At 65.3% G+C, this 13,405-nt stretch carries 9 protein-coding genes; 4 read left to right on the top strand and 5 right to left on the bottom strand.

Features of this window, described 5'->3' with window-relative positions:
* The 5 genes from repC to IAI58_RS20555 form a co-directional block, all read right to left on the bottom strand.
* The coding region (repC, locus tag IAI58_RS20575) for a plasmid replication protein RepC (RefSeq protein WP_208776263.1) at nucleotides 1–1,399 on the bottom strand (1,399 nt) is incomplete at its 3' end.
* A gap of 108 nt (nucleotides 1,400–1,507) precedes the next feature.
* Nucleotides 1,508–2,461, bottom strand: a complete 954-nt coding sequence (locus IAI58_RS20570) for a replication initiator protein A (RefSeq protein WP_207446411.1) — start codon at nucleotides 2,459–2,461, stop codon at nucleotides 1,508–1,510.
* 666 nt (nucleotides 2,462–3,127) lie between these two features.
* Nucleotides 3,128–3,877 (bottom strand): SDR family NAD(P)-dependent oxidoreductase, encoded by a 750-nt coding sequence (locus tag IAI58_RS20565; protein ID WP_207446410.1) that lies wholly within the window; start codon nucleotides 3,875–3,877, stop codon nucleotides 3,128–3,130.
* A 283-nt stretch (nucleotides 3,878–4,160) separates the two neighbouring features.
* Entirely contained in the window at nucleotides 4,161–5,690 is a 1,530-nt protein-coding gene (locus tag IAI58_RS20560) for an acetyl-CoA hydrolase/transferase family protein (RefSeq protein ID WP_207446409.1), read from the bottom strand.
* 326 nt (nucleotides 5,691–6,016) lie between these two features.
* On the bottom strand, nucleotides 6,017–6,934 hold the full coding sequence (locus IAI58_RS20555) for an MBL fold metallo-hydrolase (protein ID WP_207446408.1): 918 nt from the start codon (nucleotides 6,932–6,934) through the stop codon (nucleotides 6,017–6,019).
* 607 nt (nucleotides 6,935–7,541) lie between these two features.
* Between IAI58_RS20555 and IAI58_RS20550 the strand changes: the two genes are divergently transcribed.
* From IAI58_RS20550 to IAI58_RS20535, 4 genes are all read left to right on the top strand, one after another.
* Entirely contained in the window at nucleotides 7,542–8,612 is a 1,071-nt protein-coding gene (locus IAI58_RS20550; RefSeq protein ID WP_207446406.1) for an HlyD family secretion protein, read from the top strand.
* On the top strand, nucleotides 8,609–11,377 hold the full coding sequence (rbbA, locus tag IAI58_RS20545; protein ID WP_208776262.1) for a ribosome-associated ATPase/putative transporter RbbA: 2,769 nt from the start codon (nucleotides 8,609–8,611) through the stop codon (nucleotides 11,375–11,377). Before IAI58_RS20550 ends, rbbA begins: the two co-directional genes overlap by 4 nt.
* A 2-nt stretch (nucleotides 11,378–11,379) precedes the next feature.
* Nucleotides 11,380–12,492 (top strand): ABC transporter permease, encoded by a 1,113-nt coding sequence (locus IAI58_RS20540; protein ID WP_207446404.1) that lies wholly within the window; start codon nucleotides 11,380–11,382, stop codon nucleotides 12,490–12,492.
* Nucleotides 12,493–12,608: 116 nt separating this feature from the next.
* Entirely contained in the window at nucleotides 12,609–13,307 is a 699-nt protein-coding gene (locus IAI58_RS20535; protein ID WP_207446403.1) for a Crp/Fnr family transcriptional regulator, read from the top strand.
* The last annotated feature ends 98 nt before the right edge of the window (nucleotides 13,308–13,405 follow it).

The raw sequence follows: 13,405 nt of genomic DNA, 5'->3' as shown, positions 1-13,405 counted from the left end.
CATGGTATTCACTCGCAGATGCGGCTTTCAAAGCACTTACACCGAAAGGCCGCATGTTGTGGAGCCTGTCGAAAGCTAAAGCGGAGCAATTTCGCGAGTTGACGGCCGTCAACTGGTTCTGGCGGCGGTAACCAGCCGCTTCGCGCAGTCCATGGATGCTGCGGTTCAGGAACAGCTCTCCCCGGCTGGCTCGGCGGAGCATCCCACGAAGATATCCACCAGGGCCGGTGCTGTGGAAATGCTCCGGCCGTTTGGTGGAAATGACGGCAATGGCGACAGCGGCTGGCTGCCGGCCAAGTGCAAGACAGGCTTCTCCGTAGAGGGAAGGGGGTATTCCAAGTTGCTGGGCCAGCAGTGCAGCGGCATCGGATATGTCGCCCCAGCCCGGCCTGGCGGTGGCAAGGCAGCTCTCCAGCCGCGGAGCCAGCCGTGCCAGTTCGATGGGGGAAATCCGCAACTCGGCTTCCGCCTCCAGCGGCGCGCTCTTCGCCGGAACCGCTTCTTCCCGAGCCTCTACTGTAGACCCTTTGGGTTCAGTGGGTGTGTTTGTAGGTATTATGGGCCTGACTCCGATGTCACGCGAGCCTGACATTTCCGCGTCTTCCACAGACCTCCGGGCCTCGTCCACCAGATCCTGAAGCGCGGCCACGAGCGCCCCCAGTTTCGCCGGGTCCTCGGCCCGTCGCAGCGTGGAAGCCAGGTGCCGCGCTTCCACGGCCTTGTCCTCCAATGCGCTGGTCTCCAGGCCGGATTCCCGCCCAAGCGCGAGCAGTTGCGCCAGGAACTGGCGTGCCACGGAGGCCTGTCGGCGCAGTTCGCGGCAGGTCCGGCGGGCCTGCTCGCCTTCTTCTGCGGCCTGCACGAATTCGGCATGCCGCGCGGCCATGGGGCGCAGATTGAGCCCCCAGGCCCAGAGGATGCGACCCTCCTGCCGGATGCCGCGCCGTTTGCGGTCAGTGCCGTCCCTGGCCGAGATCAGACGCGCTTCGATCGCCATGGCGATCAGCCGGCTGACATGCCGCTCGCTGCAATCCAGCGCCGTCGCCAGTTCCTCATTGCTCGGCCAGACGATCGGCTCGGCGCCGGGCGCCCAGTCCTGCGGCTGGGTCCAGCGGAACAGGGCCTCCATCAGCGGCAGCAGCCGGATCTGGCCGAGATAGGGTGCCGCGCGGCGCATCGCCGCCAGCAGCTGGTTCGGATGCTTGACGCCCGGGGGAAGTCCGGGTGCCTGCTCCGCGAGCCGCGCCGCGGCGAGATGGTTGGTGGTCAGCTTCCGCAGCCCACAACTCGCCCGTCGCGGAAATGCTTGAATTTCCACGTTGCCCATTCCTTCGGTAAAGGTAAACCGGGGCGGGCACACGCCCTCGTCAGCGGCGAAACAGGTTTCGCGCTTGACCAAAGCTATGGTGAGAACCTAGAGGATGATTGTTCAGGGCATCCGCCAGGCCACCACGGCCGTCCCGGTATGTTCAGCAAGCCCCGCTTTGCAGAGCGGGGTTTTGCGTGTTCAGGCTTCGTTGTCCGGGGCTGCGTCCTCCATCTCCGGCCGGGCTTCGCCGGCATTCGCCACCAGGGGGCGGCGGGGCAGCGGCGACCTGGCCCGGGCGGTGAAGGTCACGATGGTGCCTTCATAGCCCGGCCGGCCACGCCGCTGGGTCTCCTGAGGCGGGCGATGAAGTCCGATATCGAACTCGATCAGCCGCTGATTCTGCTCCAGATCCGTCAGGAACTGGCCGAAATGCCGCAACAGGCCACGAGTGCCCACGCGCGCATGCAGGTCCTCGATGCCGATGGACCAGCCGGCCTCGTCCACATCCTCGGACTTGGCGATTTCGTAGAGGCGCCGTTCCATCGGCGCGAGGTCGAAATAGGCGTCGGCGAAGGTGAGCAGGCGCGTATCGTTCAGGATGCCCCGGTAGAGCCAGGCGCAAAGGGTGACGGAGACGCTGACCAGCTCCTTTTCCTTCCGGGCATTGCGGCGGTAGCGCGTGTTGACGGCATCGATCCAGGAGAAGACGCCGTCGGTGCCTTCCCCCGCCATCTCGATATTCGTCCGTACCTGGGTGCCCTGCAGCCGCTGCAGCATCTGCAGCAGCCGGTCATAGGCCTTGCCCGCCGTGTCCCGCCCGGCGACCCGGAAGAAGTCATGCGCCGTGAAGGTGAATTCGCGGTCGGGCTTGGGGTCATCCGGCCGCAGCTCGCCACGCCGGAGCTTCTCCGCCATCAGGGAGGCGAGGTAGAGGATGAGGTCCTTGTCATAGATGGTCGCGATGCCGGCCGGGCCGGGCGCCACCTCGATCCGCACCTGCCCGTCGTCGTAGCGCAGCACCTCTCGCCCCGGAGCGGTCTTGCCGAGGTGGAAGAACGGATAGGCCATGACACCGCGCTGGCCGCGCACCTTGCCGCGGAGCGGGCTGTCGAACAGATCAGGCGCCGGGTCGCGGCCACGGCGCGCCCGCACGGCCGGCGCAGCCTTGCCCTGCCGGGGCAGGGGAGGGGCCTCTTCGGCGGCCTCTGGGGCCTTCTGCCGTGGGGGTGTCTGGCGTGGCATGACGGGAGGAATGATGGATCTGTGCTGTCTGATGGCACAGCATGCACAACCTCAGCGGCGCGGCGAGGGGGAAGGTTCGGGTTTTCACCTCCGAAATAGGCGCCATGATTCGGGGTTTCGTCTCCGAAAAGCACTCTGAGGAGCGAATTGACCCGGCGGGAGCGGCTGAAAGCGCATTTGCGCCTCCCATGTGATGTGCCGCGACTCCGTGGCATGGCTCCGAAAATGGCCGCCAGTCCAGGAGCCGGCCGACTCGCGGCCGGGATTTGCGGGTGCAGGCCCGCCTTAGATGCGCTTTTGCCTGGGAAAGGGCGTTCTCACCGCTTCTTGAGCGGCCCATACTCGCCGCCGCTTGGCAGAAGCGCCCTTCGATGCGACCCGGCAGGGCACTGGCAGCAGCTTGGCGATCCGGATTCGGGGTTTCGCCTCCGATAATCCCGCCAGGTGGGCAAGCCGCACCTTGGGAGGAGGCGGAGCTGTGGCGGTGACGATGGAGACCTAGAGGGTCCGCTAAATAATGTCAATAAATTCCTATTACTGTCGCGGCCCCCTGGCCCTTACGGCGCCTCCATGCCGTCAATAGGTGGCGCGGCCACCGGAGACATCGAAGGCGGCGCCTGTGCTGAAGGAACACTCCTCGCTGGCCAACCAGCAGACGAGGGAGGTGACCTCGTCGATCCCGCCGAAACGGCCGATGGGGATCTTGGAGAGCATGAAGTCGATATGCTCCTGCGTCATCTGGTCGAAGATCGCCGTCCGCACGGCGGCCGGCGTGACGCAGTTCACCCGGATCTCCGACTTCGCCAGTTCCTTGCCAAGCGACTTGGTGAAGCCGATCACACCGGCCTTGGAGGTGCTGTAGGCGGAGGCATTCGGGTTGCCTTCCTTGCCCGCGACCGAGGCGATATTGACGATGCGCCCGTAGCCGTTCCGCTCCATCGCCGGCACGGCCGCCCGGTTGCAGTAGAAGAGGCCGTTGAGATTGACGTCGATGACACGCTGCCAGGCCTCGACCGGATAGTCGCGCACGGTCACATTCGGTCCGGTGATGCCGGCGCTGCAGACCAGCACATCCAGCCTGCCGTCAAGCGCGGCCAGGCTTTCCTCCATGGCCTGCGTGACCTGGGCCGGATCGGCGATATCCAGCGCCTGGACCGCGCAGGCACCGGTCTGGCGCCGGGCGGCCGAGAGCGCCTCCTCCCCCAGGTCCCACAGGCACAGCCTGGCCCCCTCGGCGGCCAGCCGCGTGGCGATGCCGAGGCCGATGCCGGAGGCGCCGCCGGTCACGATGGCCGTGCGGCCCTGAAAACGCCCGGGAAAAACCATGTCTCAGACCTCCTCACCTTTACCGCGACGCTATCACGCCCCATCGGCTTGACCAGTGGAGATCCTGGCGATGGACGGGAGGCTGCGGCCAGCCCTGCCAAGCCCGTATGCAGCGGATCAGGGAATGTGCCGGGGACCGCGTTGCATCGGGGGCGCCGCCGCTTGCCTGGAATGGCTCTGGCCCAAGGGCCGTCAGGGCTGGCTGTCGCGGGGAGTGGAGGTCGTGCTCATGGCGCGTCAGCGGCTGGACACCTGTTCCGGCGATTCTTCGGAATGGGCCGGTCTAGCCGTTCCGGTCGCCTGGGAGGGAAGGGGAATTGACGCCCCGCATGCTTCCCGTCCTGCGGCGCTGCAGGTGCCAGGAGAAGGCTTCCTCCAGCAGGTGAGGCGTCTGCCCGCCCCGCTCCCGGGCTGCCCGTACGGCGTAGTCGCGCAGGGCATCGCGGTAATCGGGATGGGCGCAGTGGTCGATGATGAGCATCGCCCGCTCCCGCGGCGCCAGGCCACGCAGGTCGGCCAGGCCGTGTTCCGTCACGATGATGTCCACATCATGCTCGTTGTGGTCCACATGCGTCACCATCGGAACGACCGTGGAGATATCGCCGCCCTTCGCGGTGGAGCGCGCCACGAAGATCGCCATGTAGGCGTTTCGCGCGAAGTCGCCGGAGCCGCCGATTCCGTTCATGATGTGTGTGCCATCCACATGCGTGGAATTGACATTGCCGTAGATGTCGCACTCCAGCGCCGTGTTGATGCCGATGATGCCCAGCCGGCGGATCACTTCCGGGTGGTTGCTGATCTCCTGCGGGCGCAGCACCATGCGATGCTTGTAGCTCTCCAGGTTCGCGTTGAAGCGCCGCGTCATCTCCGGCCCCAGGGTGATCGAGGAGCCCGAGGCAAAGGCAAGCTTCCCCGCGTCGAATAGCGCGATGGTGCTGTCCTGAAGCACCTCGCTGTACATGCGCAGGTCCCGGAAGGGGCTGTCGATCAATCCGTGCATCACGGCATTCGCGATGGTCCCGATACCGGCCTGCAAGGGGGCGAGGTTCATGCCCAGCCGGCCGAGCTTCACCTCCTGCCACAGAAACTCGATGAGGTGGCTGGCGATCGTCTCGGTCACCTCGTCCGGCGGCTCATTGGCCGAGGGACTGTCGCTTTGCTCGGTGAAGACGATGGCCGCGATCTTGGTGGGCTCGATCGGAATATATGGCAGGCCCGGCCGGCTCTCGCAGGCCGTGATCGGCACCGCATCGCGATGGGGCCGCCGGTTCGGGATATAGATGTCATGCAGCCCTTCCAGTGCCAGGGGCTGGGAGAGATTGATCTCCACGATCACCTTCTCCGCGAGGATGGCAAAGGTGGCGCTGTTGCCGACCGAAGTGGTTGGCACGATGCTGCCATCCTCACGGATCGCCACGGCCTCGACGATGGCGTAGTCGATCGGCCCGAGCTGGCGGGACCGCAGCATTTCCACGGTTTCGGAAAGATGCTGGTCGATGAAGAGCACTTCCCCATCATTGATGGCCCGGCGCAGGACCGGGTCAACCTGGAAGGGCAGGCGGCGGGAGAGCACGCCCGCTTCCGTCAGTCGCCGGTCGATGTCATTCCCGAGCGACGCCCCGGTCATGAGGGTGATCTTGAACGGGTCGCGGATCGCACGCTCCGCCATGGCGAGCGGCACCGCCTTGGCTTCCCCCGCCCGGGTAAAGCCGCTCATGCCTACTGTCATGCCGTCCTTGATGAGCGATGCCGCGTGCTCGGCCGTGCAAACCCGGTCGAGAAGCGAAGGCCGGCGCAATCTGGTGTCGTGCATGGAACTGTTCAACTCCGGGCGAAGGCGGCGCTGTGGCCCCGATGGGAGGAAGCGCCTGCTCCGCATGGCATGAGCAAGCGGAGTTCCTCCGGTCGCTGCTCACCCTACGCGCCAACCTCCCCCTTCGCGACGTGAAAGATCATCGCGGAGCCGGCCCGGATCGCGTAGGGCGGGAACGATACCGTCGGCTGTACAGTCGGACGCCGCGGCTTCCCCTTCCGACGCAAGGCGGGATCTTCAGCGGAGCCTCGGCGACGCGGTCCTCCGTCAGGCCCGTGTGAGAAGAAGCGGCACCCAGCCCTCCGCAGGCGGGAAGCGCCCCGCGATCACAGTGTCGACCGCCACGCCATCGGTTCGAAGCCATAGCCTTCCTGCCGGCGAACCACATAGCCGATGCCCGGGAAATCGAGATGCATGCCCGCGACCAGCAGCCGGTCCGTAGCCGCCTGGTCAAAGATGCCGCGGCGCGTCTCCGCCGCCAGCGCGGGGTCTGAATCGAAAGCGATGGACCACTCCGGGCGCGGCATCTGCAAGGACTGGGTGTGCACCACGTCGCCCCAGATGACCAGTTGATCGGCCCCGCCATGGATCCGCACACCCATATGCCCGGGCGTATGCCCTGGCAGCGGCAGCGTGACCACACCCGGCGCGACCTCCTGTCCCGGGGTGATGCGGCGCAGGCGAGGGCGGTAGGGCGCCAGCGACCGCCGCGCCGGCTCGAAGAAGCTGCGGACGGCGGGGCGGGCGGCCGCCATGGCGGCATCGTCGTCCCAGTAGGCGACCTCCGCCTCCGCCACCACCAGCTCGGCATTCGGGAAGAGGGCCCGGCCATCCTGGTCCAGCAGGCCGGCCGCGTGGTCACGATGGACATGCGTGACGATGACGGCGTCGATCTGCGACGGGTCCAGCCCGGCCGCCGCCAGATTGCGCGGGATCTGCCCGAGCGTCGGGCCCAGGGCCCCGGCGGCCCCGGCGTCAATCAGGATCAACTGCGCGCCGGTATTGACCAGATAGGCATTGACGGCCAGCGGAATGCCGCCGGCCGGGACGAAGGCCTGCTGCCGCAGACGGTCGGCCGTAGCGGCGTCATAGCCGGGAAAGAGGCCGGGAAGCGCCTGGTCCTGAAAGGATATGTGTCCATCGAGCAGCGCCGTCACCTCGATCCCGCCGATGCGGAGACGATAGAGGCCGGGAACCTGCGCCGTGGCCTGCGGCGCGCGTGCCAGGACCGGGGCGGGGTGCATCAACGCCGTGGCGCCAATCGCAGCCGTTGTCAGGAGGTGCCGGCGACCGACACCCGGAGCCTTTGGTGGAAATGGCATGCGTGTCCTCCAGAAACCGGGTCCGGTCCCGGCATCGCCGACAGCCTTTCGTTATTCCCGGCAGAGGAACAGCATCATGGTGCAAGCAGGAACCTTGCGTTTCGCGTAACCTCCGGTTGGGGGAGGGCGGTAGCCATCCGCGATCGCCTCAGCCCGGTGAAGCCTGACCCTGCGAGGCAGATCCGAACCCATGGAGGGTGGAGGTTGGCGCACCGCACCACCCAGGGCTTGGCAATTCCCGCAACACGATGCGGGCGACCGAATGGCGCCTGCGCGGCGGATGCCCGGCATTCCTACCGCTCGTTGACAGGCCTGATAGCCATAACAACCGCTAGAGCACACTGAAACGGCTTGCCGGGAAGGCATGGTGGGCCGCAACATCCGATCGGAGTTCGAGCCCCCGCTGATGGAATTCGGGACGCATGTCGCAGAGGTTAAGGCGGCTGCCGGAAACTCCCGTAACAACGGGGCGCGGTGGGCCGGTTTCATTGCCCAATCGGCTGGACGATAAGGCCAAGCCTGGATGGCAATGACAGCAAGCCGCGGACGACTGCTCCTTCTGGCCCTTGTGGTGCTGATCGCAGCTTTCGGATTCTATGCCTGGAGAGAATTCGGCGGTAGCGGCCTTCCCGAGGGAATCGCCAGCGGAAACGGCCGCATCGAGGCGGTGGAGATCGATGTCTCGACCAAGGCTGCGGGGCGGGTGAGGGAGATCCTGGTCCGCGAAGGCGACTTCGTCGAGGCAGGCCAGGTCCTCGCCCGCATGGATACCGCGCAGCTCGAGGCCCGCAAGCGTGAGGCCGAGGCACAGCTGCAGCGCGCCACCATCGCCGTCGGGACGGCACGGAGCCTTGTCCAGCAGCGTGAAGCCGAGAGGACGGCAGCCGTTGCCGTCGTGGCGCAGCGGCAGGCGGAACTCGATGCCGCGGCCCGGCGGCTGGCGCGATCCGAGCGGCTGGTAACGAGCAACACAGTCTCCGTCCAGACCCTCGATGACAACCGGGCGGCGCATGAGGGCGCGCGGGCCGCGGTCGGCGCGGCACAGGCGCAGCTGGCGGCGGCGGATGCCGCCATCAGCGCGGCCAAGGCGCAGGTGGTCGATGCGGAGGCCTCGGTCGAGGCCGCGAAGGCAAGCATCGAGAGCATTGATGCCGATATCAAGGACAGCACCCTCGTCGCGCCGCGACCCGGCCGCATCCAGTATCGTATCGCCGAGCCGGGAGAGGTGCTCGCCGCTGGTGGCCGGGTGCTCAACCTGGTGGACCTGGGTGATGTCTACATGACCTTCTTCCTGCCGACCGAGCAGGCAGGGAAGGTGGAGATGGGCACGGATGTCCGCCTCGTGCTGGATGCGGCACCCCAGTACGTCATTCCCGCCAAGGTGTCTTTTGTCGCGGATGTGGCTCAGTTCACGCCCAAGACCGTGGAGACCGCCGAAGAGCGACAGAAGCTGATGTTCCGGATCCGGGCGCAGATTCCGCCCGAATTGCTCGAGCGGCATATCCGCCAGGTGAAGACAGGACTTCCCGGGATGGCCTATGTCCGGATCGACCCGCAGGCCGAATGGCCGGCAGAACTGCGCGGCACGCTGGTGCAATGAACGCGCCCGGGACTGCCGGCGAAAGCCAGGCTGTGGTACGGATCAAGGCGGTGACCTTGCGCTACGGCAGAACCGTGGCGCTGGAGAATATGGACCTCGACCTTCCCTCGGGCATCATGGTCGGGCTGATCGGGCCCGACGGCGTCGGCAAGTCCAGCCTGCTGTCCCTCGTCTCGGGCGCGCGCGCCATCCAGCAGGGTCGGGTGGAAGTGCTGGGCGGCGATATCGCCGACAAGGCGCACCGGGAGAGCATCTATTCCCGCGTTGCCTATATGCCGCAGGGCCTGGGCAGGAACCTCTATCCGACCTTGTCGGTCTTCGAGAATGTGGACTTCTTCGGCCGGCTGTTCGGCCATGAGAAACATGAGCGCGAGCGGCGGATCGCCGAACTGCTCCGCAGCACCGGCCTCTTCCCTTTCGCGGAACGCCCGGCCGGCAAGCTTTCGGGGGGCATGAAGCAGAAGCTCGGTCTCTGCTGCGCGCTGATTCACGATCCTGACCTGCTCATCCTCGATGAGCCCACCACGGGCGTAGATCCTCTCTCCCGCCGCCAGTTCTGGGAATTGATCGACGATATCCGCCGGCAGCGGCCCGGCATGAGCGTCATCGTCGCGACAGCCTATATGGAGGAAGCCGAGCGCTTCGACTGGCTCGTCGCCATGGACGGCGGCCGGGTGCTCGCGACCGGGACGCCTGACGAGCTGCGCCGCCGGACCGGGACCTCCACGCTCGATGCCGCCTTCATCGCGCTGCTGCCGGAGGAAGGGCGCCGGGGGCACCAGGAGGTTGTCATTCCCCCGCGGCATGATACCGAGGGCGAGGCCGCCATCGAGGCCGAGCACCTGACGATGCGCTTCGGCAATTTCACCGCCGTCGACGACGTCAGCTTCCGGATTGGCCGGGGAGAGATCTTCGGCTTCCTCGGCTCCAATGGCTGCGGCAAGACCACCACCATGAAGATGCTCACGGGACTGCTGGTCCCGAGCGAAGGCCGGGCACGCCTCTTCGGCAGGGAGATCGAGCCGGGCGACATGGCCGTCCGCCGCCGCGTGGGCTACATGTCGCAATCCTTCTCGCTCTATACCGAACTGACGGTGCGGCAGAACCTGCAGCTTCACGCCCGGCTCTTCGGCATGGAGCCGGCGGCGATCCCCGCGCGGATCGAGGAGATGGTCGCCCGCTTCGGCCTCGACGAGGTGCTGGACGCCTGGCCCGATGCTTTGCCGCTGGGCATCCGGCAGCGGCTCTCGCTGGCCGTGGCGATGGTTCATTCGCCAGAGATCCTGATCCTCGACGAACCGACATCCGGCGTGGACCCGATCGCCCGTGATGGCTTCTGGCGCATCCTTTCCGACCTGTCCCGCAAGGACAATGTCACGATCTTTGTCTCCACCCACTTCATGAATGAGGCGCAGCTCTGTGATCGCATCTCCCTCATGCATGCGGGGAAGGTTCTGGTCAGCGAAGCCCCCGCCACCATCATCAGGAAACGTGGAGCGGCAACGTTGGAGGAAGCCTTCATCGGCTATCTGGAAGATGCCATCCGTGGCTCCGCGAGCGGCGAAGCCACCAGGCCGGAAGCTGGACCGGCGGAGGTCGTCGCCCCGGACCCCATCCCGCCCGTCAGGCAGCACCGCTTCTTCGATCCGCGCCGGATGTTCGCCTATACGCGGAGTGAAACCCTGGAGCTTCGCCGTGACCCTATCCGGGCGAGCCTCGCGCTCCTCGGCAGCGTCATTCTGATTTTCGTGATCGGCTACGGCATCAACCTGGATGTCGAGAACCTGTCCTTCGCGGTGCTCGACCGCGATGACACGACGGTAAGCCGTGACTACACGCTGCAACTCGCCGGCTCGCGCTACTTCGAGGAGAAGCCGCCCATCACCGACTACGCCGATCTCGACCGGCGCATGCGCAACGGCGAGATCAGCCTCGCCATCGAGATCCCGCCGGGGTTCGCTCGCGACATCGCCCGTGGACGAGATGTCGAGGTCGGGGCCTGGATCGACGGCGCCATGCCTACCAGGGCGGAGACGGTACGTGGTTATGTCCAGGGCATGCATCAGGCCTGGCTGACCCAGAAGGCCCGGCAGATCTATGGCGATGCCGCGACGGCCGGCAGCTTTCAGCTGGCGATCCGCTACCGCTACAATCCGGACATCCAGAGCCTGGTGGCCATGGTGCCGGCCGTCATTCCTCTGCTTCTGATCATGATCCCGGCCATGCTGACCGTTCTCAGCGTGGTGCGGGAGAAGGAGCTCGGCTCCATCATCAACTTCTATGTGACCCCTACCACGCGGCTGGAGTTCCTGCTGGGCAAGCAGATCCCCTATATCGGCCTGGCCATGGCCAATTTCGTCATGCTGACCGCCTTCGCCATCTTCGTGTTCCGCGTCCCCTTCACCGGCAGCCTGCTGACCTTGACGGCCGCGGCATTTCTCTATGTCATTGCCACGACGGGGCTGGGGCTGGTGATCTCGTCCTTCATGAACAGCCAGATCGCGGCCATCTTCGGAACCGCGTTGATCACCCTGATTCCCTCCATACAGTATTCCGGCATCATTGATCCCGTCTCGTCCCTTCAGGGAGCAGGGGCGCTGATTGGCCGCCTCTACCCCACTACCTATTTCGTGACGATCTCACGCGGAACCTTCTCCAAGGGCCTGGGCTTCGATAACCTCTGGACCGACTTCGTGCCGCTGCTGATCGCCATTCCTGTCCTGCTCCTGCTCGGCGCCCTCCTTCTCAAGAAGCAGGCAGGCTGAGGATGCAGGTCAGGAACGTTCTTCAACTCGGCATCAAGGAACTCCGTGGCCTGTTGCGGGAGCCAATGCTCCTGGTGCTGATCGTCTACGCCTTCACGCTCTCGATCTATACCGCCTCGAAGGCCATGCCGGAGGCACTCAACCAGGCGGCGATCGCGGTCGTGGACGAGGACCAGTCTCCCGTGTCCTCGCGGATCATCACCGCCTTCACTCCGCCTTACTTCGCGGTGCCCCGCATCATCTCCCAGTCGGAGATGGATCAGCGCATGGATGCCGGTCTCGATACCTTCGCCCTGGACATCCCGCCGGATTTCCAACGCGATCTCCTGGCCGGACGCTCACCGACCATCCAGCTCAATGTCGATGCCACGCGGATGACGCAGGCCTTTACCGGTGGCGGCTACATCCAGTCCATCACCGCGAGCGAGATCGAGGAGTTCCTGAATGGCTATCGTGGCGGCTCCACGGTGCCGGTGGAACTCGTCCTGCGCTCTCGTTTCAACCAGGAGCTCAACAAGGGTTGGTTCGGCGCCGTCACCAACGTCATCTCCTCCGTCACCATGTTATCGATCATCCTGACCGGCGCGGCGTTGATCCGGGAGCGTGAGCACGGCACGCTTGAGCATCTCCTGGTCATGCCGGTCACGGCAACGGATATCATGGTCAGCAAGATCTGGTCGATGGGCCTCGTCGTGCTCATCGCCACGACCTTCTCCCTGATCGTTGTCGTAAAAGGGCTTCTGGCGGTTCCCATCGAAGGATCACTCGCGCTCTTCCTGGCAGGGGGAGCCTTGCAGCTTTTCGCGACCACCTCGCTCGGCATCTTCCTGGCCACCGTGGCGGGATCGATGCCGCAGTTCGGCCTGTTGTTGATGCTGGTCCTGCTGCCGATGCAGGTACTATCCGGGGCTACCTCACCGCGTGAGAGCATGCCGGAAATCATCCAGACCATCATGCTTGCCGCGCCAAACACCCATTTTGTCATGCTGGCGCAGGCAGTTCTGTTCCGGGGGGCAGGTTTCGACGTGGTTTGGCCACAGCTTCTCTCGATGCTGGCCATCGGATCGGTACTCTTCGTCCTGTCCTTGAGGCGCTTCCGGAAATTTCTTCGCTGATGCTGCAGGAATAATGCCACCGGAATCTGGAGCGTTCCGCACGGATATTTCCTTCCGAGCTGACCAGGCTGGTAGGGATTGCTCTTCCCGTTGGCACCCGAGGGAGCCGCAATGTCATGAGCGAGTCCAATGTCCATGAGTTGCTGGTCCGGAACCCACTCTTCGCCGGCCTTCCGCAGACTGCGCTCGACGAGGTGCTCCTGACCAGCAAGCTGCGGATGATCCCAGCGAAGACGGTGCTGTACCATCAGGGGGATACGCCGAACGAGCTGATCGCCCTCGGCAAAGGGATCGTGAAGGTCTGGCAGATGCGCAACGGCGGCGCTATCGCCACCATTCATGTTCTGGGCCCGGGCGATCTTGTCGGCGATATCGCGGTATTCCGTCATGTTCCTCTCCCAGCCACGGCCACGGCGATAACGGACTGCATCCTGCTCTCCTGGGCTGCGGCGCGAACCCATGAACTGATAGAGCGATATCCGACGATCGGGGCGAACGCGCTTGGCTATGTCAGCCGGCGTTCCGAGGAACTGGCTCAGCGCCTTTGTGAAATGGCCACGGAACGGGTCGAGCAGCGGATAGCGCGGGCCCTTCTGCGCCTTGCTGACCAGATCGGGTTGGCAGCCCCCGAAGGTGTCGAAATCGGCTATCCCCTCTCTCGCCAGGACATCGCCGAAATAGTCGGGACTGACCTCTATGTGGTCAGCCGCGTGCTGCATGACTGGGCGGAACGAGGCGTCATCGTGACAGGACGACTTCGGGTGGTCCTCTGTGACAGGCAGAGGATCGAGCAGATTGCTACCGATGGTAAATGACCCGGTGGACCCGCACTTTTTCTTGACGTGAGCCACCTATACTATTTGCGCTGGCGCAACGAAAACTTGCACTCCGTCGGACATAGTACGCCAGCGCC

The organism is Roseomonas marmotae (assembly GCF_017654485.1).
Classification (GTDB): domain Bacteria; phylum Pseudomonadota; class Alphaproteobacteria; order Acetobacterales; family Acetobacteraceae; genus Pseudoroseomonas; species Pseudoroseomonas marmotae.
The sequence above is the reverse complement of the archived record's forward strand: the minus strand, read 5'-3'. Positions and strand labels throughout refer to the sequence as shown.